The organism is Aquibium microcysteis (genome assembly GCF_014495845.1).
GTDB lineage: Bacteria > Pseudomonadota > Alphaproteobacteria > Rhizobiales > Rhizobiaceae > Aquibium > Aquibium microcysteis.
Genome location: NZ_CP061080.1, coordinates 670,685 through 691,177, shown reverse-complemented (window position 1 = coordinate 691,177; position 20,493 = coordinate 670,685). Strand labels below are relative to the sequence as shown.

The window sequence follows — 20,493 nt, the reverse complement described above, 5'->3', positions numbered from 1 at the left end:
GCCGGTCCTGGCATCTTCGGGTATCTCCGCGCACGGGGATGCCGGTTTTCCTTTCGAATTCTTTTCCTGCCGAAGACGATACCGTCGCGGCCACAGGTTTCGCATGACCGATCCGATGATGAACAGCGTCCTTCCGGACGAGCGTCGGCCGTGACGCCCGGTTTGCCTATTTCGGCCAATCGCTTTACGGCTGCGTGGGAAGGACATGTTGCGGATCATCTCCGGATCGGTCACGCAGCCGCCCGGACGAAGCCGGCCTGACGGGCAAGGGGAGCACGCCACTTGACGACCATCGCACCGCGTCTCGGCAGGAAGAGGCTGCACAGCATCTGCGTGGTTGCGGCCGCCGCCTTCGCCGCATCCTGTTCGGTGACCGGCGAAGATTCGCCGCGGGCCGGGGCTCCCGGCTTCGGTTCCGCGCTCGCCTCCGTCCTGAGCGAGGCGAAGGGGCAGATCGCCGCGGACGGCGAGGGAGAGCGGGCCGCCACGAGTTTCGCCGGCGCCGAAAGCGGCGCGCAGCCGCCGGTCACGGGCGCCAGCGAAGCCGGACTGCCGGCGGCCGTCGGGTTCGTGCCCGCCGAAAACCCGGCCACGCGCACCGCGACCGCGGCACCGCAAACGGCCGCCGCTCCGGTCGAACCGGCAAGGCGGCCAGCGGCCGAAACGCCTGCCCCGGCGACCGCGGCAACGACCGATCCGTCGGAGCCGCCTGCCGCCGCCGGCAAACGCGGCTTCCTCGCCTCGCTCTTCTCGTCCGATCCGGCAGCAGCCGCAGCCGCGCCGCGGCCGGTGACCGGGCTCGACGACAAGCCGAAGGACGATTCGCCCGTCGAGCCGACGAAACCGCTCGTCAAGCTCGCCTCGACCGGCAAGCCGGGCGAATCACGGCGGGTGTTCTCCGACGACCCCCTGCCCGGCGTGCGTCAGTCGTCGCTGTTCGAGATCACCCGCAAATCGGGCCTGGACGACGATTCGGATATCGACCTCTACGAGGTCGAGCCTTCCTACCAGGTCGCGTCGGCGGCTGGTCTCGCCCGCCTCGCGCCGAACGGGCTCCTGAAGCAGTCGTCGAGCGTCGACGTCGCCTGCCTGAAGCCGTCGCTGGTGCGCATGCTCAAGACGGCCGAGCAGCATTTCGGCAAGAAGATGATCATCACGTCCGGCTATCGCAGCCCCGAGCGCAACCGCGCGGTCCGCGGCGCGCGCAATTCCATGCATATGCACTGTGCGGCGGTCGACGTCGTGATGCCGGGAATCGAAAAGCACCGGCTCGCCGCCTACATGCGCGCCCTGCCCGGGCGCGGCGGCGTCGGCACCTATTGCCACATCTCCGCGATCCACGTCGACGTCGGACCCGAACGCGACTGGAACTGGCGCTGCCGCGCCCGCAAGGGCTGACGAAAAATTGTCGTCGCCCGCGGTGTAGCGGGGTTGCCCGCCCGATCGAAGCTGACTATAAGGCCGCACGTTCTGCCACGCGCCCATCGTCTAGCGGTCTAGGACGCCGCCCTTTCACGGCGGAAACACGGGTTCGATTCCCGTTGGGCGTGCCAGGCAGCGTTTCTCCCTGTCGTCGGTCAGTCTTGCTTTCGATCTGCGGCCTTGATGCCCGGGCGGATCGGTGTCACATCAGGACCGGACGCCCGCCGCCACCGATCGCCAATGGAAGCCGCAAGATGGTCACATATCAGGATGCCGCGCTCGCGCCGCTGAAGAACACCGGCCAGATCCGGCTCTACGACGAGGCGTCGTTCGAGGGCATGCGCAAGGCCTGCCAGCTGACGGCGCGTGCGCTGGACGAACTGGCGAGCCGCGTGGCGCCCGGGGTGACGACGGAGGAGATCGATCGTTTCGTCTTCGAGTTCGGCATGGACCACGGCGCGCTGCCCGCCACGCTCAACTACCGCGGCTACACGAAGTCCTCCTGCACCTCCATCAACCACGTCGTCTGCCACGGCATTCCCGATTCGAAGCCGCTGCGCGAGGGCGACATCCTCAACATCGACGTGACCTACATCCTCGACGGATGGCATGGCGATTCCTCGCGCATGTATCCGGTCGGCCGGATCAAGCGCGCAGCCGAGCGGCTGCTCGAGGTGACCCACGAATCGATGATGCGCGGCATCGCCGCCGTCGTGCCCGGCGCCCGCACCGGCGCCATCGGCGCGGCGATCCAGTCCTTCGCGGAGGCCGAGCGCTGCTCGGTGGTGCGCGACTTCTGCGGCCATGGCGTCGGCCGGCTGTTCCACGACGCGCCGAACATCCTGCACTACGGCAGCCGCAACGAGGGCGTCGAGATGCGGCCCGGCATGATCTTCACCATCGAACCGATGATCAATCTCGGCCGCCCGCACGTGAAGGTGCTGTCGGACGGCTGGACGGCGGTGACGCGCGACCGTTCGCTGTCGGCGCAGTACGAGCACACGGTGGGCGTCACGTCGACCGGCTGCGAGATTTTCACCCTCTCGCCGGGCGGGCTCGACCGGCCGGGTCTGCCCGAGGCGGCCTGAGCGCACCCCACGCGGCAGCGCGAGCGGCGCTGCAACCTGTTCAATCTCGCCGCAGCATGATCTAATCTTGCAACCGGCCGACGGGTGGGGCCGGCGTGGCGGGGACCGGGATGGGCAGCGAAGACGAGGACGAGCGCGGCTTCTTCTCCGAACGCAACGTCGTCCCGGCGCGTCCACCGGCCGCGCGCGCCGTCGCCAAGCCCCATTATGCCGGCCATCGCGAGCGCCTGCGCGACCGTTTCGTCCAGGCGGGTGCGGACGCGCTTGCCGACTACGAACTGCTCGAACTCCTCCTCTTCCGCGCGATCCCGCGGGCCGACACGAAGCCGCTCGCCAAGGCGCTGATCGACCGCTTCGGCTCGTTCGCCGAGGTGCTCGGCGCGCCCCCTCGCCTGCTCGGCGAGGTCAAGGGCGTCGGCCCGGCGGTGGCGCTGGAGATCAAGATCGCCGCGGCGGCTGCCGAGCGCATGCTGAAGAGCACGATCCGCGGGCGCCAGGTGCTGACGTCGTGGAGCGCGGTGATCGACTACTGCCGCGCCGCGATGGCTTTCGAGACCCGCGAGCAGTTCCGCATCCTGTTCCTCGACAAGAAGAACGCGCTGATCGCCGACGAGGTGCAGCAGACCGGCACCGTCGACCACACCCCGGTCTATCCCCGCGAGATCGTGCGGCGCGCGCTGGAACTCTCCTCCACCGCCATCATTCTCGTCCACAACCATCCGTCCGGCGACCCGACACCGTCGCGCGCCGACATCGAGATGACGAAGCTGATCGTCGACTCGGCGAGACCACTCGGCATCTCCGTCCACGACCATATCATCATCGGCAAATCGGGACATGCGAGCCTGAAGGGTCTGCAGTTGATGTGACCGGCTTCCCCGGCCGCAGCTCCGACACCCGGTTCGCCTCGCATTTGAATCAACTGGTCGATATTCATTAACCTTTACAGAAGGTTAATGATGCGTTCATGTTTTATTTACCCTATCTGTAGCCTCGGGATAATACGGGGACGACAATGACGAACGCATCGATTGCCGGCGCAGCTCTCGGCGCTCCGGTCAAGGCCGATCCATACGCCAACACGCAGAGCATCGAGTTCCGCTTCCGCGCGAGACGGTTCGCGCACGTCCAGCGGCTGATCGAGGCGATCCTGGCGGAGCGCGGCCGCGCCGACATCGTCGATCTGGGCGGCACCGAGACCTACTGGCGCATCGGCGCGGACTTCATCCGCGCCAACCGTCACCGGCTGTCGATCACCATGATCAACACCGAGCCGCAGGCGATCGAGGATCGCGATCTCTTTTCCTTCCACGTGGGCAGCGCAACGGACGAAGCCCTCTTCGCCGACCGCCGCTTCGACCTCGTCCACTCCAATTCGGTGATCGAGCATGTCGGCAGCTGGCAGGCCATGGAGGATTTCGCGGCCAATGCGCGCCGGCTGGCACCGCGCTACTATATCCAGACGCCGAACTTCTGGTTTCCCTACGAGCCGCATTTCCGGTTCCCCGGATTCCAGTACCTGCCGGCGGCGCTGCGGGCGCGGCTGATCATGCGCTTATCGCTGGGCTTCTTCCGCCGGATCGACGACCGGGCAGAGGCCGACGACATCATCCGGCACCACCGTCTGCTGTCGACGCGCGAAATGGCCGGGCTTTTTCCCGACGCGCAGGTGTTTCACGAGAAGGCGTTCGGGCTGAACAAGTCGATCATCGCCATGTGCGAAGGCGCCCCGCGCGGCGCCTGACGGCGCGGGCGGTCAGTACCAGCCGACGGCGACCTGCGCCTCTTCGGACATGCGGTCGGGCGTCCAGGGCGGATCGAAGACCATCGACACCGCGACGCCGGAGACGCCTTCCACCGAGCCGACGGCATTCTCGACCCAGCCCGGCATCTCGCCGGCCACCGGGCATCCGGGCGCCGTCAGCGTCATGTCGATCCTGACCTGACGGTCGTCCTCGATGTCGATCTTGTAGATCAGGCCGAGCTCGTAGATGTCGGCGGGAATCTCCGGGTCGTAGACGGTCTTCAGCGCACCGACGATGTCGTCGGTCAGCCGCGCGAGCTCGTCGGCGGGAATGGCGGAGGACGCCTCGATCGTGTCGGCGGGCATGGCGGGAACCGGTGCAGTCTGGTCTGTCATTGCATTCACCCGAAGAATTTCCGCGCCTTCTCCAGCGCTTCGGCGAGGACGTCGATCTCCGCCACGGTGTTGTACATGCCGAAAGACGCCCGGCATGTCGAGGTCACGCCGAAGCGCTTCAGCAGCGGCTGGGCGCAATGGGTGCCCGCCCGCACCGCAACACCGGACCGGTCGATCAGCATCGAGACGTCGTGGGCGTGGATGCCCTGCAGCTCGAACGACACGATGGCACCCTTGCCCGGGGCGTTGCCGAAGATGCGCAGCGAATTGATGGCGCCGAGCCGCTCATGCGCATAGTTGCGCAGCGTCGCCTCGTGCGCGGCGATCCTGTCGCGGCCGATCCGATCCATGTAGTCGAGCGCGACGCCGAGCCCGATCGCCTGGACGATCGGCGGCGTGCCGGCCTCGAAGCGATGCGGCGGATGGTTGTAGGTGACGCGGTCCATCGAGACGTCCTCGATCATCTCGCCGCCGCCCTGGAAGGGTCGCATCGTCTCCAGCAGGTCCATCCGTCCCCACAGCACGCCGATGCCGGAGGGACCGTAGACCTTGTGGCCGGTGAAGACGTAGAAATCGCAGCCGAGGGCCTGGACGTCGACCGGCATGTGGACCGCGCCCTGGCTGCCGTCGACCAGCACCTTGATGCCGCGCTCGTGCGCGATGCGGCAGATCTCCTTGATCGGCGTCACGGTGCCGAGCGCATTCGACATCTGCGTGATGGCGACGAGCTTCGTGCGGTCGGTGAGCGCCGCCTCGAAGTCGGCGAGATGGAAGGCGCCGTCGTCGTCGACCGGCAGCCAGACCAGCTTCGCGCCCTGGCGCTCGCGGATGAAGTGCCAGGGAACGATGTTGGAATGATGCTCCATGATCGACAGCACGATCTCGTCGCCCTCGCCGATGTTGGGCATGCCCCAGCCATAGGCGACGGTGTTGATCGATTCCGTCGCGTTCCTGGTGAAGACGATCTCGTCGACGGAGGGCGCATTGAGGAAGCGCCGCACGCTCTCGCGCGCCTTCTCGTAGGCGTCGGTGGAGGCATTGGACAGGAAGTGCAGGCCGCGGTGGACGTTGGCGTATTCGCTGCCATAAGCCCTGGCGACGGCGTCGATCACCACCTGCGGCTTCTGCGCCGAAGCGCCGTTGTCGAGATAGACCAGCGGCTTGCCGTAGACCTCGCGCGACAGGATCGGAAAGTCGCGGCGGATCGCCTCGACATCGTAGGATCGGCCGTCTTCCTCGGGCTTGTCCCGAGGATCAACTGCCCTCAGATCAACAGAATCGGCCATCGCGAAACTCCCATGCGCTGCAGATCCTCGGGAGGCCCGAGGATGACGTCAGCCAGACTCACCCGTTCTTCGCAAACCAGGCCTCGAGCCGTTCCTCCAGCGCCGAAACCAGCGCCTCGTCCTCCAGTTCCTCGATGACCTCGGCCACGAAGGCCTTCACCAGGAGGCCGCGCGCCAGTTTCTCCGGCACGCCGCGCGCCATCAGGTAGAACAGGTGGCTGCGGTCGATCTCGGTCACCGTGGCGCCATGGCCGCAGGCCACGTCGTCGGCGAAGATCTCGAGTTCCGGCTTCGCCGAAAACTCGCCTTCGTCCGACAGGAGCAGCGTGTTGCAGGCCATCTTGGCGTCGGTCTTCTGCGCCAGCCGGTCGACGCGGATCTGGCCCTGGAAGACGCCGCGGGCCTTGCCCGTCACGACGTTGCGGATGATTTCGGACGACGTGGTGACGGGTGCCGAATGGTCGAGCACCATGGTCACGTCGGTGTGGCTGTCGCCGGTGAGCAGGTTGACGCCGCGCAGATTGAAGACCGCGCCTTCGCCATTCGCGTCCACCTTGATCTCCTGGCGCACCAACTTGCCGCCGGTGTTCATCACGAAGAGCGTCAGCGTCGCGTCCTTCGCCAGCACCGCATTGAATTGACCGAAATGGGTCGCGCCTGCCGGCTGTTCCTGCAGGATCACCCAGGTGACCTCCGCACCCTCGCCCACCGTCATGTGGCTGACGGAGGACACCAGCGCGTCGCCGCTGCCGCTCTGGCGCTCGACGATGGTGGCCCTGGCGCCCGCGCCGACCCGCACCGGAAAGCGGACATGCGCCTGGCCGCCGGCCTGGACGTTCTGCAGTTCGATCGGAGCCTCGACGGCGGCGCCCTCGGCGATGTCGAGGAACCAGCCGTCGGTCACGAAGGCCGCATTGAGCGGCGCGATGACGTCGGCCGCTTCGCCGGCCGCCATCGCGGGCGCCATCGACCCGTCGGCAAGCTTCTGCTCGAGCGGGACGACGGTCACGCCTTCGACGCGCGGCGCATTGGCCGCGACACCGTTCAGGACCGGCAGGACGGTCGAACCCGCGAGCAGCGACGGCAATGGCTTCGCGCGGGCCGCCGCGTCATGGGCCGGAACGATCGCCAGCAGCCGACGCAGGTCCGTGTAGTGCCAGGCCTCGACGCGACGGGTCGGCAGGCCAGCCTTCAGCCGTTCGACCGCATCGTCGCGGCAGCGGATCACCGCCTCGTTGCCGGGCAGGTCCGAGAAGCGCGCGACGAAGCCGTCGATGAGCGCCGTCTCGGCCTGCGTCCTCTGGGGCTTCGCGTGCATGTTCATGACGTCCACCTATGCCGCCTCGCCGATGATGTCGGCGTAACCGTTCTGCTCGAGGTCGAGCGCCAGCGACTTGTCTCCCGACTTGATGACCCGGCCCTTGTAGAGCACGTGCACCGTGTCCGGCACGATGTAGTCGAGCAGGCGCTGGTAGTGCGTGATGACCACCATCGAGCGGTCGGGCGCGCGCAGCGCGTTGACGCCGTCGGCCACCACCTTCAGCGCGTCGATGTCGAGCCCGGAATCGGTCTCGTCGAGCACGCAGAGCTTCGGCTCGAGCAGCGACATCTGCAGGATCTCGGCGCGCTTCTTCTCGCCGCCGGAAAAGCCGACGTTGAGCGGGCGCTTCAGCATGGCCATGTCCATGTTGAGCCGGCCGGCCGCCTCGCGAACCTTCTTCAGGAGGTCCGGAATTTTCAGCTCCGGCTCGCCGCGCGCCTTGCGCTGCGCGTTGAGCGCGACCTTGAGGAACTCCATGGTCGCGACGCCGGGGATTTCCAGCGGATACTGGAACGCCAGGAAGACTCCGGAAGCGGCGCGCTCGGCCGGGTCCATCCCGAGGATGGACTGCCCGTTGAACAGGATCTCGCCCTCGGTGACCTCGTAGTCGTCGCGGCCCGCGAGGATGTAGGACAAGGTCGACTTGCCCGAGCCGTTCGGCCCCATGATCGCGGCGACCTCGCCGTCCCTGACGGTCAGGTCGAGCCCGCGAATGATCTCCGTGCCGGTCTCGGCGATGCGGGCGTGGAGGTTTCTGATTTCAAGCATCAGTCGTTTCCTGTCTTCTTCTCAGCCCTCAAGGAGGCAATTTTCGTTATCAGCATGATGATCGGCACGATGACGAGGCCATGGACGATCCAATAAAGGACGATTGGCACGTTCAGAAACCAGCCAAACAGCACGTCGTTCAGCCGATCCATCCGGTCGCGCAGATAGACATGCTTCTCGCGCGCCACCGGCCGGTCTTTCCGTGTCCCGTCATCCCGCGTCACCTGAGCCGTCCTTCCAGTCGTCGTTGCGCCTCAGACGTCCAGCCATCATGTCGAACTCGTCGGTTCCGCCATCATTCCGGGGCCGCGCAGCGGAACCCGGAACCCAGAAGCGCAGGTCCCTGTTCAGCGGGCCTATGCGTTAAAACCTATTGCGTCCGCTTCTTCCTTCCGCGCCACCGCTCTGGATTCCGGGTTCCGCTGCGCGGCCCCGGAATGACGGCAGGTAGCAGCTTTGCCAAAACCCTTAGTCCACTTGCCGGAAGATAACCGATCTCGCCCTGATCGCCTCGGACGGGTTGTCCCGCTCGTAGCACGTCTCGAAAAGGTCATCCCATTCACCGTTGAACCCCTCGATCAGATAAAGCTTCCAGGACCGCCGCCAGGTCTTCAGTTCCTTCTCCCGGGCAATCGCCTCAATGATGTTGTCGTGCCGTTCGTACCAGACGAGGCGATGACAGCCGTGTCTGCTCGTAAACCCGGGTCGCGCGGACGTTCGATGCTCGTAGGCACGTCCCTGCAGATCGCTCGTCACTCCGATGTATAGCGTTCCGTTTCTTTGGGATGCCATGATGTAGACCCACCCTGACATACGGCGTTTCCTTCGGCGTCACCCTGCGGCCCGTCATTCCGGGGCCGCGCAGCGGAACCCGGAATCCAGAGCGCCGGCCTTCGTCCATCTGTTCAAAACCTCCGGTGTCGTTCGCAACGCACACACACATCGCTACCCCGTCCACCCTTGCCACCCTGGACTTCGGGTTCCATCGCGCGGCCCCGGAAGGACGGAGCATACCCCCTCACCCCACGCTCCCCTCCAGCGAGATCCCGATCAGCTTCTGCGCTTCCACCGCGAATTCCATCGGCAGTTCCTGGATGACCTCGCGCACGAAGCCGCCGACGATCAGGGCTACGGCCTCCTCCTCCGGGATGCCGCGCTGCATGACGTAGAACAGCTGGTCTTCCGAAATCTTCGACGTGGTCGCCTCGTGCTCGAACTTCGCCGTGGCGTTCTTGGCCTCGATGTAGGGCACGGTGTGCGCGCCGCAGTCGTTGCCGATCAGAAGCGAATCGCACTGGGTGAAGTTGCGCGCGTTCGTGGCCTTGCGGTGGGCCGAGACCTGGCCGCGATAGGTGTTGTTCGACTTGCCGGCCGAGATGCCCTTGGAAATGATGCGGCTCGACGTGTTCTTGCCGAGATGGATCATCTTGGTGCCCGAATCGACCTGCTGGTGTCCGTTCGACACCGCGATCGAGTAGAACTCGCCGCGGCTGTCGTCGCCGCGCAGGATGCAGGACGGGTACTTCCAGGTGATGGCAGAGCCGGTCTCGACCTGCGTCCACGAGATCTTCGACCGGTCGCCGCGGCAGTCGCCGCGCTTGGTGACGAAGTTGTAGATGCCGCCCTTGCCGTCCTTGTCGCCCGGGTACCAGTTCTGCACCGTGGAATACTTGATCTCGGCGTCGTCGAGCGCGACGAGCTCGACCACGGCGGCGTGCAGCTGGTTCTCGTCGCGCTGCGGCGCCGTGCAGCCTTCGAGATAGGAGACGTAGGCCCCCTCCTCGGCGATGATCAGGGTGCGCTCGAACTGGCCGGTGTTCTTCTCGTTGATGCGGAAATAGGTCGACAGTTCCATCGGGCAGCGCACGCCCTTCGGCACGAAGACGAAGGAGCCGTCGGTGAAGACGGCCGAATTCAGCGTCGCATAGTAGTTGTCGGAGACCGGGACGACGGAACCGAGATATTTCTGCACCAGTTCGGGATGTTCGCGGATCGCTTCCGAGATCGAACAGAAGATGACGCCCGCCCTGGCCAGTTCCTTCTTGAAGGTGGTGACGACCGAGACCGAATCGAAGACGGCGTCGACGGCCACGCGGCCCGACTTGTAGACGTTGTCGCCGGCTTCCTCGCCGGTCGCGTCCTTCTGCACGCCGGCAAGGATCTCCTGCTCCTTCAGCGGAATGCCGAGCTTCTCGTAGACGCGCAACAGTTCGGGATCGACCTCGTCGAGCGACTTCGGCCCGGACTGGTTCTTCGGCGCGGCATAGTAGTAGAGATCCTGGAAGTCGATCTTCGGATAGTCGACGCGCGCCCAGGTCGGCTCCTCGAGCGTCAGCCAGCGGCGATAGGCCTGCAGGCGCCACTCCAGCATCCAGGCCGGCTCGTCCTTCTTGGCCGAAATGAAACGGATCGTGTCCTCGGACAGGCCCTTGGGGGCCTTGTCCATTTCGATGAAGGATTCGAATCCGTATTTGTACTGGTCCACGTCGATACGGCGGACCTGTTCGATCGTCTCCTGCACGGCAGGCATCGGTGTTCTCCATCCTTGCCGGGTTCAAGGCCCGGCAGTTTTCAAACTCTGGCACCGCTCGCGGCGTGTGCCTGATCTAGTGCGTCCGCGCCCGGAATTCACCCTCCAAAGGCCCGAATTCGAGCGGAAACGCGTGTTTTTTCCCTCCCGGCATCACGCCGCCCGCGACGCCGACCGCGTCTGGCGCGAAACCAGTGCACCCAGCGCCTGCGTGAACATCGATACCTCGCGCTCGCCGGTCGACCGGCCGATCGAAACGCGCAGCGCCGAAGCCTGGTCGCCCAGTCCCATCGCCTTCAGGACATGGCTCGGACCGACCTTTCCCGACGAGCAGGCGGAGCCTGCCGACAGCGCGACGCCGGCAAGGTCGAAGGCGATCTGGGCGGTCTCGGCCTTCACGCCCGGCAGGTCGAAGAAGATCGTGTTGGGCAGCCGCGGCGCGCCTGCCCCGTAGACGGTCGCGCCCGGCGCAGCGGTCAGCAGCGCGGTCTCGATGCGGTCCCGAAGGGCTGCCACGGCCGGCATGTCGGCGAGCCCCGCGCGCGCCTGTTCGGCCGCCGCGCCGAAGCCGGCGATGGCAGCGACGTTCTCGGTCCCCGAACGGTGGCCCCTCTCCTGCCCGCCCCCCGGAACCAGCGGCGAGGGCATCAGCAGATCGGACGCGCCGACGATGGCGCCGGCCCCTTTCGGGCCTCCGATCTTGTGCGAGGAGAGAATCAGGAAATCCGCAGAACCGTCGGATATGTCGAGCGGAATGCGCCCAGCCGCCTGGACTGCGTCGGCGACGACGAGCGCCTTCGCCGCCCTGGCGATGCGGCCGATTTCTGCGATCGGCTGGATGACGCCGGTCTCGTTGTTGGCGGTATGGATCGCCACCAACGCCATGCCCCCGGCGGGGTCATGCCCCGCAAGAGCCATCTCCAGCGCAGCGAGGTCGATCAGCCCGTCCCGGCCGACCGGCAGGACGGTGACCGCGTCCGCGGGAAAATGCCCGCCGCACAGGATGCAGGGATGGTCGGCCGCCGTGACGAACAGGCGCGAGACGCGCAACGCGCCGCGGCCCATGCGCCAGTGGGGCGTCAGCAGGGTCGCGGCGGCTTCCGTCGCACCGGAGGTGAAGACGACGTGCTCCGCCTTGCCCCCCACCAGGGCCGCCACGTGACGCCGCGCGGTCTCGACCAGCCGGCGCGCCGCCCGCCCTTCCGCATGGACGGAGGACGGATTGCCGTCGGCCTCCAGCGCGGCCAGCATCGCCGCGCGCGCGGCCGCGAGCAGCGGTGCGCTGGCGTTGTGGTCGAGATAGGCGCGTTCGACGGCCATCGGCGGAATGCGATCTCCAGAGTGGGCGTTGATGCCGGTGATGTCGCAATTTCCTTGAAATTGCGAGGCCACACGTCCTATTTAGCCGCTTCGTCCAGACTGGCGGCCAGCCGCCGAGTTTTGAACAATTCTAAACTGGTTTCTATGGAGGCGACGGCCCCTCGTCAAGGGCGGTCCCCATGTGTCGGGCGTCCCGCCCGGCGGCCGTGAAGTGGAGTACCCATGCCCGAAGTCATTTTCGCCGGACCGGACGGACGCCTCGAGGGCCGCTACCAGCCCTCGACCGAAAAGAATGCGCCGATCGCCATCGTGCTGCACCCGCACCCGCAGTTCGGCGGGACGATGAACAACAAGATCGTCTACGACCTGTTCTACATGTTCCAGAAGCGCAATTTCACGACGCTGCGCTTCAATTTCCGCGGCATCGGCCGCAGCCAGGGCGAGTTCGACCATGGCGCGGGCGAGCTGTCGGACGCCGCCGCAGCACTCGACTGGGTGCAGTCGCTGCATCCGGATTCCAAGAGCTGCTGGGTCGCCGGCTATTCCTTCGGCGCCTGGATCGGCATGCAGCTTCTGATGCGCCGGCCGGAGATCGAGGGTTTCATCTCCGTCGCCCCGCAGCCCAACACCTACGACTTCTCCTTCCTCGCCCCCTGCCCCTCGTCGGGCCTCATCATCCACGGCGATTCCGACAAGGTCGCGCCGCCGAAGGACGTGCAGGGCCTGGTCGACAAGCTGCACACGCAGAAGGGCATCACGATCACGCAGAAGACGCTGCCCGGCGCCAACCACTTCTTCTCAAACGACACCGACCTGCTGATCTCGGAATGCTCGGACTATCTCGACCGGCGGCTCGCCGGCGAATTGTCGGACGCGCGGCCGAAGCGGCTGCGGTAGGACAAGGCGGCGCGGACACGCACGCCCTTCGGTCCGGGGCCTCGAACGGCGAGCCCTACGGCCCCCCCTCTGTCCTGCCGGACATCTCCCCTCAAGGGGGGGAGATCAGCAGCTTCGGTCATCGCGTCCATTCTGCAACGTTGGCAGGCCGGCAGAGCGGTTGGGGCCGCCGATCTCCCCCCTTGAGGGGGAGACGCCGGCAGGCAGAGGGGGGTATCGTCGAGCGCGACATCTTTAGTTTCCCGTTCAAATCACCGACCGCGGTCACGCCTTCCCGCCAGCACTCCGCCCGTCACCGCCTCCCGGCACCCCGTCGTCGTCGGAAAGGTCAGCGGCAGGCCCAGCACGGATCGCACCGCGAGATAGGCCCAGGCCTCCGCCTCCATCGCGTCGCCGTCGAGCCCGACGTCCTCGGCGAGCATCACCGCGCCGCCGCGCCTTTCCGCCCCCGCCCGCAGGTCCGACACGATGTGCGGGTTCCTGCGTCCGCCGCCGCAGACGATCCACAGCCGGGGCTGTGCCGGCATGTGGGCGGCGGCTGCGAGAATCGCCTCGGCCGAGACCGCGGCCAGCGTGCGCGCGCCGTCGGCGAGTTCCAGCCCCCCGGCAAGGTCCAGCGTGAAGTCGTTGCGGTCGAGCGATTTCGGCGCCTTGCGGGCAAAGAACGGGGTGTCGAGATAGGCGTCCACCACCGCCCGCACCACGCCGCCCTCGCTCGCGATCATGCCGTCGGCATCGTAGGGCACGCCGCCTTCGGCCGAGACCCATTGGTCGATCAGGGCATTGCCCGGGCCGGAATCGAAGGCGACGGGATCGCCGGTCTCGGGCACGAAGGTGACGTTGGAGATGCCGCCGACATTGACCAGGCACACCGGAAACAGCCGATGCTGCGCCGGCAGCGAGCGAGCGAGCGCGGCGTGATAGACGGGCACCAGCGGCGCGCCCTGCCCGCCATGGACCATGTCGTTGGCGCGCATGTCGTAGACCACCGGCAGGCCGGTCTCGCGGGAGAGCAGCGCGCCGTCGCCGAGCTGGACGGTCAGGGCCTTCTCCGGCCGGTGCAGCACGGTCTGGCCGTGGAAGCCGACGAGTTCCGCCCGTCCCGCCGTCTGCGGAAAGTCGGCACGGAACCGTGCGACGGCGCGGGCATGGCGCAGGGTGATCTCGCGCTCCAGATCGGCCAGGTCGCCCGGCCGCTCGTCACGGCGGCCGATCGCCTTCGCGTCGGTCAGCGCCGCCTCGATGCGGCGGCGGAAGGCCGCTTCGTAGGGCACGAAGGCCGACGGCCCGCGCCGGACGATTTCGGCCCCGTCGGTCTCGACGACAGCGAGGTCGATGCCGTCCATCGACGTGCCGCTCATCAGCCCGATCGCGCATTTGACCGCCATGGAGACCCGTCCAGCTTGTGATTCGCGTCGCGGCGATGCTAAAGGCGCGCATTCCCGAACGCCACGGTCGCGGCCGCGGCATCGACCGTCCACCGAAAGAGCCGACCATGTCCGCCTTCAAGTCCGATTTCCTGCGCATCCTGTCGGAGCGCGGCTTCATTCACCAGCTGTCCGACGAGACGGGGCTGGACGAACTGCTCGCCCGGGAAAGCGTGACGGCCTATATCGGCTACGACCCGACGGCATCGAGCCTGCATGTCGGCCATCTGATGCAGATCATGATGCTGCGCTGGTTCCAGCAGACCGGCCACCAGCCGATCTCGCTGATGGGCGGCGGCACCGGCATGGTCGGCGATCCCTCCTTCAAGGAGGAGGCGCGCAAGCTGATGACGGTCGAGACGATCGAGGAGAACATCGCTTCGATCAAGCGCTGCTTCTCGCGCTATCTCGACTACGACAAGGGGCCGAAGGGCGGCGCCCTGATGATCAACAATGCCGAATGGCTGCGCCCGCTCAACTATCTCGAATTCCTGCGCGACGTCGGCCGGCATTTCTCGGTCAACCGCATGCTGTCCTTCGACAGCGTCAAGACGCGGCTCGACCGCGAGCAGTCGCTGTCCTTCCTCGAATTCAACTACATGATCCTCCAGGCCTACGACTTCGTCGAGCTGAACCAGCGCTACGGCTGCCGGCTGCAGATGGGCGGTTCGGATCAGTGGGGCAACATCGTCAACGGCATCGACCTCGGCCACCGGATGGGGACGCCGCAGCTCTACGCGCTGACGGCGCCGCTGCTGACCACCTCGTCCGGCGCCAAGATGGGCAAGTCCGCCTCGGGCGCCGTCTGGCTCAATGCCGACCTGCTGCCGGTCTACGACTTCTGGCAGTACTGGCGAAACACCGAGGACGCGGACGTCGTGCGCTTCCTGAAGCTCTTCACCATGCTGCCGATGGACGAGATCGCGCGTCTCGGGGCGCTGGGCGGCTCGGAGATCAACGAGGCGAAGAAGATCCTCGCCACGGAAGTGACCGCGCTGCTGCACGGGCGCGAAGCAGCCCACCAGGCTGCCGAGACGGCCCGCAAGACCTTCGAGGAAGGCGCGCTGGCCGATACGCTGCCGTCGATCGAGGTGCCGAAGGCCGAACTCGAAGCCGGCATCGGTCTGTTGTCGCTCCTCGTCCGCGCCGGCCTCGCCGGCTCCAACGGCGAGGCGCGACGGCACGTGCAGGGCGGCGCAGTGAAGATCAACGACGCCGCGGTGTCGGACGAGCGCCTTATGGTCGGCAGCAGCGAGATCACCGCCGAGGGCGTGGTCAAGCTGTCGCTCGGCAAGAAGAAGCACATCCTGGTCCGCCCTGTCTGAAGGCTGTTTCGGGCGTTCACCGCAGGACGCAGGCCGCGGCACGCTCCTGCCGACCGAACGTCCGCGCCCCCTCAGTCGAACTCGAAGATCGACCGGAAGATGCCCGGTGCGATGGCCGAGATCGGATTGACCTGGAGCTGCGGTGACTTCGAGTCGCCGGCCAGCCTGAAGGTGATGCCGATCAGCCCGCGGTCGCGGCCATTGCCGAGGATCTGGCCGAAGAGCGGGATCTCACCGAAGAGCCGGTTGACGCCATAGGCGGGCATGAAGGTGCCGGTAATGTCCATGTTGCCGCGCTGGTCGTAGAGCGCGCCCTGGAAGGTCGCACCGATCTCGGCGCCGCGCAGCAGGCCGCGGTCGATGGAGAGATAGCCGTCGCCCTTCTCCACCAGCGCATAGCCGCGCTGGAACCGCGCCTTTCGGTCGTCGAGCTCGCGTCTGGCCACCTGGCTCAGCGAACGCCCGTCGCCGTCGGGAGGCGGTGCCGAGACGAGCGAGCGCAGCTTCGGATCGTTGATGACCTGGAAGTCGCGCGCCTCGATCTGGCCGCGCAACGGTCCGGAAGGCTTCGCCGCGAGCGCGAGGTCGATGGTGCCGCCATGCATGTATTCGTAGATGTTGAGGAAGCGTAGCACCGCGCCGGCGTCGCTCGAGCGGATGCTGACGTTGCGGCCGTTGGCGTCGGCTTCGTTGACGATAGACACGGGCGCGCCGCGGGAGGAAAGCGCGGCGATGCGGAGCGCGCCGAGATCGGTTCCGGTCCCGCGCAGGCTGACGTTCAGGCCGGTCATCACCTCGTTGTTGAAGCCGACCGTGCGGCCGACCGCGACGCCGAGCGTGATCGGGACGGATTCGACGGCCTCCTCCGCCTTCTCGGTCTCCGAGAGATAGAGCTTGATGACGGCGCGCGCGTCCAGCGACGCGCCGTTGATGCCGACGTCGTAGCCCTTGCCGCTGCGAACGAGCTTGACCGCGATCTCGTCTCCACGGTTGAGGGAAACGGTGGGGAAATCCGCTTCCGACAAGGCGCCCCCGGCCAGAACGATGGTGCCCTTCGCCAGGAAGGTCTCGCCGGTCAGCTCGAAGTCGGAAAGCCGCATGCGGTCGCCGTCCTGCTTCATGACGAAGCGGGCGGTTGCCGGAATGCCGGCGCCTTTCGTCCAGCCGATCCAGGGAAAGGTGAGCCTGGCCTTGGCGAGGTCGATGTCGAACCGCTGCTCCTGCGGCGCCAAGATCGTCACCTTCGCCGTCACCGGACCCGACAGCATCTCGTTCAGTCCGGGCGCCAGGCGCCTGCGCGCGGCATCGTCGAGCACCAGCGAGACGTCGCGCGACCGCTCCGCGCCCGACGGGCCGAGCGGCTCGGTCATGGCGATCTCGGCGGGTACGCCGTTCAGGAGCGCCTTGGCGCGGATCACGGCACGCTGCGGGTCGACGTCGATCGTGCCGTTCGCCTGCGTCACCTGCTGTCCGTCGAAGGGCTTGGCGATGTCGAGATTCTCGTAGGCCAGGTCCACTTCCCAATCGAGCTCCTCGACGGGAAAGTCCTTGCGCAGCGGAATCTCGACCTTGACGTTTCCCTTGACCCTGCCGGTGAAGTCCTCAGCCGCCAGACCGAGGCGGCGCATGGCGTCGATAGGGCGGTAGGAGGCGAACTCCGCCGCTGCCTGCGCGTCGCCTTCGACATCGATGTCGACGAAGCCCGTCGTCGGCCGCGATTCGACCTTGCGGATCAGGACCGAGCCGTTCGACGCCGCGAGCGTCCGGCCCGTCGGCATGAAGACGGTGCCCTTCAAGAGCGTGATGTCGACGTCCGACCCGCGGAAATCGACGGTCCCGTCGGCGTCGCGCACGGCGGGCAGTTCGCCGGTGATGTCGAAGCGGGTATCGGCGATCGTGAAGGAGCCGTTGACCTCGTCGCCGTTCAGCTCGACACCGTTGCCGAGCCGCCCCGGACCGACGCGGAAGCGCACGCGGGAGTTCTCGATCGTTCCGCCGAAGACGTTCGCCATCACCCAGGCACGGGCCCCCGGCGCGGTCGGCGTCGGCCAGAGCTGCTTGGCATGGGCCACCGGCATCGACGGGATGTCGAGCGCCAGCGCCACGGAGGGGCTGATCCCGTCGAAGAACTGCACCGTCGCCTGGCCATAGACCTCGCCCGGTCGCGTGCGGACCCCGATCTCGGCCGCACTGAGCAGCCTGGCGGCCGGATCGTAGGTTCCAGCGACACGCGCCAGGAACGGCAAGGCGGGCTCCGATACCCCGCTGACGGCGACCACCGATCCGTCGGAATTGAACTCCCAGCGATAGGCCGGCGATGCGGCTCCCTGGCTGGCGGCGGGGACGGGACCGATGGCGCCGTGGAAGGCGAAAGTGGAACGCGGGGTCCTGAGCGAGATGCGCTCGAATTCGAGCTTCCCCGATCCCGCGGCGAGCACCGCCGCAAGGTCGAGATCCGCCCGCTGCTCGCCGAACTCGGGCAGCGTGGCGATGATCTCGGAGCCGGTCGCGGCGATGCGGATGCGGCCCCGCCCCGGCGCGGGCCGCGACCCCGTCAGGCGGATACGCCCGCTGCCGTCGATCGACGGCGCGCTCGCCCCTTCCGTATCCGCCGCAAGCCGCTGGACGTCGATCTGCAGGTCGAACTTCAGCCCGGCGGCGGAACGGCGCGAGGCGGAGCCGGTCATCGTCACCGGCCTGCCGAGGAGGTCGAAGGTGCCCTCGAGCTTGAGTCCCTGCCCCCGCTCGCGCCATGCCGACACGTGATCGGCATGGACGCTGCTGCGCCCCGGACCGGCGAAGAGCAACTCCACGTCGCGCAGCACCACCCGCGGCGCCTGCCGCCCCTCCAGCGCGTCGAAGAGCTGGTTCATACCGCCGAAGATCGAGGCAACCACCTTGTCGGGATCGACGAGACCACGTGCGTCGGCGACGCCGTCGAGCCAGCCGGGCTCGTCCGATTTCGGAAGGGCGGCACCGTCGATCACGGCCTCCTTCAGCGCCACTTCGGCGACGGAGAGCCGGCCAGACAGCAGCGGTCGGAGCGAGAAGCCGAAGCGCATCGCCCCGGCCCGCGCGAACTCGCGGCCGTCCTCGGCGATCAGCAGGCGCACGGAGGGGACTTCGATCGAAACGAGGCCGAGCTGTCCCCAGGACAGGCGCGCGGTTCCGGCCTCGACCCGAACCGGCACGCCGGCATAGGCCGACAGCGCGATCTCGGCCTCGCGTTTGATGCGTTCGTTGCCGAACCCGGCCGCACCCGCCAGATAGAGTCCGGCCGCGGCCACCACCATCAGCGCCACGATCCCCAGGATCGAGTAGAGGAACGCCTTCAGCACGCCGCGCCCCCGGCCGGCCCGCCGCTTGGCCAGCGGCGGCGGCACGCAGGCCGACGGCAGAGTCTCCAGGGCCGCGATGTCGGCCTTCCGGAAGCGCACCCTTTCGTGCTGCACGGTCCTCTCTTCCACTCGTCCGTCGTCTCAGCGGTGATCCATGGACGAATCCCGCACGTGAACTATAAGGCGAACCGTCGATGTCGCTAACGAAAATCGGCTGCGGGGTCGTTCCCGTCCGACGGGCGTCGCCGGCACAGAAGGGACAACATATGGCACTTCCAGAAATCGGACAGGATGCACCGGACTTCGAACTCCCCAGCGACGGAGGCGGCACCATCGCGCTCTCCGCCCTGAAGGGAAAGGCGGTCGTCCTCTATTTCTACCCGAAGGACGACACCAGCGGCTGTACCACCGAAGCCGTCGACTTCTCCGCGCTGCGGGACGACTTCGAAGCGGCAGGCGCGACGGTCGTCGGCGTTTCACCCGATAGCGCAAAAAGTCATGACAAATTCAAGGCGAAGCATTCGCTGAGCGTGGCGCTGGCGGCCGACGAGGAGAAGTCGACGCTCGAGGCCTACGGCGTCTGGGTCGAGAAGAGCATGTACGGCAAGAAGTACATGGGCGTCGAACGCACCACGTTTCTCATCGGCCCGGACGGCAAGGTGCGCCGCGTCTGGTCCAAGGTGAAGGTGCCCGGCCATGCGAAGGACGTGCTCGAGGCCGTGAAGAGCCTGTGACGCCGATGGAGGCAGCCACCCCCGCGGACGCCGACGGTTACCGTCCCCGCAGCCTGCGGGGCGGCTGCATCGACGCGATCGGCGAGAGCGACCTCGACCGCAAGACGGCGATCGTGCGCGCCGTCGCGCGGCGCTGGTTCGACCGCGCCATCTCGGTCATGAGCCCGCTGGACGGTACGCCGCCCGATTATCCCGGCCGCCCCGCGCGGCCGGAACTGGTCGAGCCGAAGCGGGTGCCGCGGCGGTCGCTGCACACCCATCACGGGCGCATCGCGCTCGCCCACGCGCTTGCCCATATCGAGCTCAACGCCATCGATCTGGCGCTCGACATCGTCGCCCGCTTCGCCGCAGAGCGGCCGCCGGCGAGCTTCTTCGACGGCTGGATGCAGGTCGCCTTCGAGGAGGCCAAGCACTTCACGCTGCTGCGAAACCGGCTGCGCTCGCTCGGCGCCGACTATGGCGACCTGCCCGCCCATGGCGGATTGTGGGAAGCCGCCCACCAGACCCGCAACGACCTGCACGCGCGTCTCGCTGTCGTGCCGCTGATTCTCGAGGCACGCGGCCTCGACGTCACGCCCTCGCTGCTGGAGAAGATGGAGGAGACGGGCGACGCCGAGACGGCTGCCATCCTGCGGGTCATCTACGAGGACGAGAAGAAGCACGTCGCCATCGGCGCCAAATGGTTCCGCTTCTATTGCGCGCGCGACCGGCTCAATCCCGCGCAGCGTTTCCAGGAACTGGTCCGGACCAATTTCCGCGGCGACCTGAAGCCGCCCTTCAACGACCGTGCCCGCGCCGCGGCAGGACTGACGCCGCTCTTCTACCGCGCGCTCAGCGCCTCCTCGCGGCACGGTTGAAGCCGTGCCCGCCGGCCGCCCCGAAAACCTTTGTTAACCC

The 20,493-nt window shown here is 67.1% G+C and carries 18 protein-coding genes and 1 tRNA gene; 9 read left to right on the top strand and 10 right to left on the bottom strand.

Annotated features, from left to right (window positions below; genetic code table 11):
• Positions 1 to 282 precede the first annotated feature (282 nt).
• The 5 genes from IAI54_RS03155 (at position 283) to IAI54_RS03135 (ending at position 4,254) form a co-directional block, all read left to right on the top strand.
• The gene (locus IAI54_RS03155) at positions 283 to 1,398 is read left to right on the top strand and encodes a YcbK family protein (protein WP_235679234.1); all 1,116 of its coding nucleotides are present in this window, start codon (positions 283 to 285) and stop codon (positions 1,396 to 1,398) included.
• A 79-nt stretch (positions 1,399 to 1,477) separates the two neighbouring features.
• Positions 1,478 to 1,553 (top strand) — tRNA-Glu (locus IAI54_RS03150).
• Positions 1,554 to 1,676: 123 nt separating this feature from the next.
• Positions 1,677 to 2,510 carry a type I methionyl aminopeptidase gene (map, locus tag IAI54_RS03145; protein WP_187970975.1) on the top strand — a complete coding sequence of 278 codons (834 nt, stop codon included), beginning with the start codon at positions 1,677 to 1,679 and terminating at the stop codon, positions 2,508 to 2,510.
• 110 nt (positions 2,511 to 2,620) lie between these two features.
• Positions 2,621 to 3,379, top strand: coding sequence for a RadC family protein (gene radC, locus IAI54_RS03140; RefSeq protein ID WP_187970974.1), 759 nt, complete (start codon positions 2,621 to 2,623; stop codon positions 3,377 to 3,379).
• A gap of 146 nt (positions 3,380 to 3,525) precedes the next feature.
• Positions 3,526 to 4,254 (top strand): methyltransferase domain-containing protein, encoded by a 729-nt coding sequence (locus IAI54_RS03135; RefSeq protein WP_187970973.1) that lies wholly within the window; start codon positions 3,526 to 3,528, stop codon positions 4,252 to 4,254.
• A gap of 12 nt (positions 4,255 to 4,266) precedes the next feature.
• Here the strand turns inward: IAI54_RS03135 and IAI54_RS03130 are convergent, their stop codons facing one another.
• The 8 genes from IAI54_RS03130 to IAI54_RS03095 form a co-directional block, all read right to left on the bottom strand.
• On the bottom strand, positions 4,267 to 4,650 hold the full coding sequence (locus tag IAI54_RS03130; protein WP_187970972.1) for an SUF system Fe-S cluster assembly protein: 384 nt from the start codon (positions 4,648 to 4,650) through the stop codon (positions 4,267 to 4,269).
• 5 nt (positions 4,651 to 4,655) lie between these two features.
• Complete coding sequence (locus tag IAI54_RS03125) at positions 4,656 to 5,936, bottom strand: cysteine desulfurase (protein ID WP_187970971.1); 1,281 nt, start codon at positions 5,934 to 5,936, stop codon at positions 4,656 to 4,658.
• Between the two features lie 58 nt (positions 5,937 to 5,994).
• Positions 5,995 to 7,260, bottom strand: a complete 1,266-nt coding sequence (gene sufD / locus IAI54_RS03120) for a Fe-S cluster assembly protein SufD (protein WP_187970970.1) — start codon at positions 7,258 to 7,260, stop codon at positions 5,995 to 5,997.
• 9 nt (positions 7,261 to 7,269) lie between these two features.
• Positions 7,270 to 8,025 (bottom strand): Fe-S cluster assembly ATPase SufC, encoded by a 756-nt coding sequence (gene sufC / locus IAI54_RS03115; RefSeq protein ID WP_187970969.1) that lies wholly within the window; start codon positions 8,023 to 8,025, stop codon positions 7,270 to 7,272.
• Positions 8,025 to 8,249 carry a hypothetical protein gene (locus IAI54_RS03110; RefSeq protein ID WP_187970968.1) on the bottom strand — a complete coding sequence of 75 codons (225 nt, stop codon included), beginning with the start codon at positions 8,247 to 8,249 and terminating at the stop codon, positions 8,025 to 8,027. The genes sufC and IAI54_RS03110 overlap by 1 nt, the downstream gene beginning before the upstream one ends.
• 244 nt (positions 8,250 to 8,493) lie before the next feature.
• Entirely contained in the window at positions 8,494 to 8,817 is a 324-nt protein-coding gene (locus IAI54_RS03105; RefSeq protein ID WP_420838291.1) for a GIY-YIG nuclease family protein, read from the bottom strand.
• Positions 8,818 to 9,043: 226 nt separating this feature from the next.
• Positions 9,044 to 10,555: a Fe-S cluster assembly protein SufB gene (sufB, locus tag IAI54_RS03100; protein WP_187970966.1), complete on the bottom strand. Its 1,512-nt coding sequence runs from the start codon at positions 10,553 to 10,555 to the stop codon at positions 9,044 to 9,046.
• A gap of 153 nt (positions 10,556 to 10,708) precedes the next feature.
• Entirely contained in the window at positions 10,709 to 11,875 is a 1,167-nt protein-coding gene (locus IAI54_RS03095) for a cysteine desulfurase family protein (protein ID WP_187970965.1), read from the bottom strand.
• Positions 11,876 to 12,097: 222 nt separating this feature from the next.
• On the opposite strand from IAI54_RS03095, the gene IAI54_RS03090 reads away from it, so the two are divergent.
• Positions 12,098 to 12,772: an alpha/beta hydrolase gene (locus IAI54_RS03090; RefSeq protein WP_187970964.1), complete on the top strand. Its 675-nt coding sequence runs from the start codon at positions 12,098 to 12,100 to the stop codon at positions 12,770 to 12,772.
• Between the two features lie 251 nt (positions 12,773 to 13,023).
• On the opposite strand, the gene IAI54_RS03085 is transcribed toward IAI54_RS03090, so the two are convergent.
• Entirely contained in the window at positions 13,024 to 14,160 is a 1,137-nt protein-coding gene (locus IAI54_RS03085) for an anhydro-N-acetylmuramic acid kinase (protein WP_187970963.1), read from the bottom strand.
• Between the two features lie 107 nt (positions 14,161 to 14,267).
• Here IAI54_RS03085 and tyrS point away from each other — a divergent pair, with 107 nt between their 5' ends.
• Positions 14,268 to 15,524 carry a tyrosine--tRNA ligase gene (gene tyrS / locus IAI54_RS03080; protein ID WP_187970962.1) on the top strand — a complete coding sequence of 419 codons (1,257 nt, stop codon included), beginning with the start codon at positions 14,268 to 14,270 and terminating at the stop codon, positions 15,522 to 15,524.
• Positions 15,525 to 15,595: 71 nt separating this feature from the next.
• Here tyrS and IAI54_RS03075 read toward each other — a convergent pair whose 3' ends face one another.
• Positions 15,596 to 18,976 (bottom strand): YhdP family protein, encoded by a 3,381-nt coding sequence (locus IAI54_RS03075; protein ID WP_187970961.1) that lies wholly within the window; start codon positions 18,974 to 18,976, stop codon positions 15,596 to 15,598.
• Positions 18,977 to 19,128: 152 nt separating this feature from the next.
• Between IAI54_RS03075 and IAI54_RS03070 the strand changes: the two genes are divergently transcribed.
• Positions 19,129 to 19,596: a peroxiredoxin gene (locus tag IAI54_RS03070; RefSeq protein WP_187970960.1), complete on the top strand. Its 468-nt coding sequence runs from the start codon at positions 19,129 to 19,131 to the stop codon at positions 19,594 to 19,596.
• A 5-nt stretch (positions 19,597 to 19,601) separates the two neighbouring features.
• Positions 19,602 to 20,453, top strand: coding sequence for a ferritin-like domain-containing protein (locus tag IAI54_RS03065; RefSeq protein WP_187970959.1), 852 nt, complete (start codon positions 19,602 to 19,604; stop codon positions 20,451 to 20,453).
• Positions 20,454 to 20,493: the final 40 nt, after the last annotated feature.

Bases quoted from the DNA above. Each gene is read 5' to 3' on its own strand.
- radC (WP_187970974.1), top strand. From the start codon at position 2,621: ATGGGCAGCGAAGACGAGGACGAGCGCGGCTTCTTCTCCGAACGCAAC.
- sufD (WP_187970970.1), bottom strand. From the start codon at position 7,260: ATGAACATGCACGCGAAGCCCCAGAGGACGCAGGCCGAGACGGCGCTC.
- IAI54_RS03090 (WP_187970964.1), top strand. From the start codon at position 12,098: ATGCCCGAAGTCATTTTCGCCGGACCGGACGGACGCCTCGAGGGCCGC.
- IAI54_RS03065 (WP_187970959.1), top strand. From the start codon at position 19,602: ATGGAGGCAGCCACCCCCGCGGACGCCGACGGTTACCGTCCCCGCAGC.
- tyrS (WP_187970962.1), top strand. From the start codon at position 14,268: ATGTCCGCCTTCAAGTCCGATTTCCTGCGCATCCTGTCGGAGCGCGGC.
- IAI54_RS03125 (WP_187970971.1), bottom strand. From the start codon at position 5,936: ATGGCCGATTCTGTTGATCTGAGGGCAGTTGATCCTCGGGACAAGCCC.
- sufB (WP_187970966.1), bottom strand. From the start codon at position 10,555: ATGCCTGCCGTGCAGGAGACGATCGAACAGGTCCGCCGTATCGACGTG.
- sufC (WP_187970969.1), bottom strand. From the start codon at position 8,025: ATGCTTGAAATCAGAAACCTCCACGCCCGCATCGCCGAGACCGGCACG.
- IAI54_RS03070 (WP_187970960.1), top strand. From the start codon at position 19,129: ATGGCACTTCCAGAAATCGGACAGGATGCACCGGACTTCGAACTCCCC.
- IAI54_RS03130 (WP_187970972.1), bottom strand. From the start codon at position 4,650: ATGACAGACCAGACTGCACCGGTTCCCGCCATGCCCGCCGACACGATC.
- IAI54_RS03135 (WP_187970973.1), top strand. From the start codon at position 3,526: ATGACGAACGCATCGATTGCCGGCGCAGCTCTCGGCGCTCCGGTCAAG.
- IAI54_RS03085 (WP_187970963.1), bottom strand. From the start codon at position 14,160: ATGGCGGTCAAATGCGCGATCGGGCTGATGAGCGGCACGTCGATGGAC.
- IAI54_RS03105 (WP_420838291.1), bottom strand. From the start codon at position 8,817: ATGGCATCCCAAAGAAACGGAACGCTATACATCGGAGTGACGAGCGAT.
- map (WP_187970975.1), top strand. From the start codon at position 1,677: ATGGTCACATATCAGGATGCCGCGCTCGCGCCGCTGAAGAACACCGGC.
- IAI54_RS03095 (WP_187970965.1), bottom strand. From the start codon at position 11,875: ATGGCCGTCGAACGCGCCTATCTCGACCACAACGCCAGCGCACCGCTG.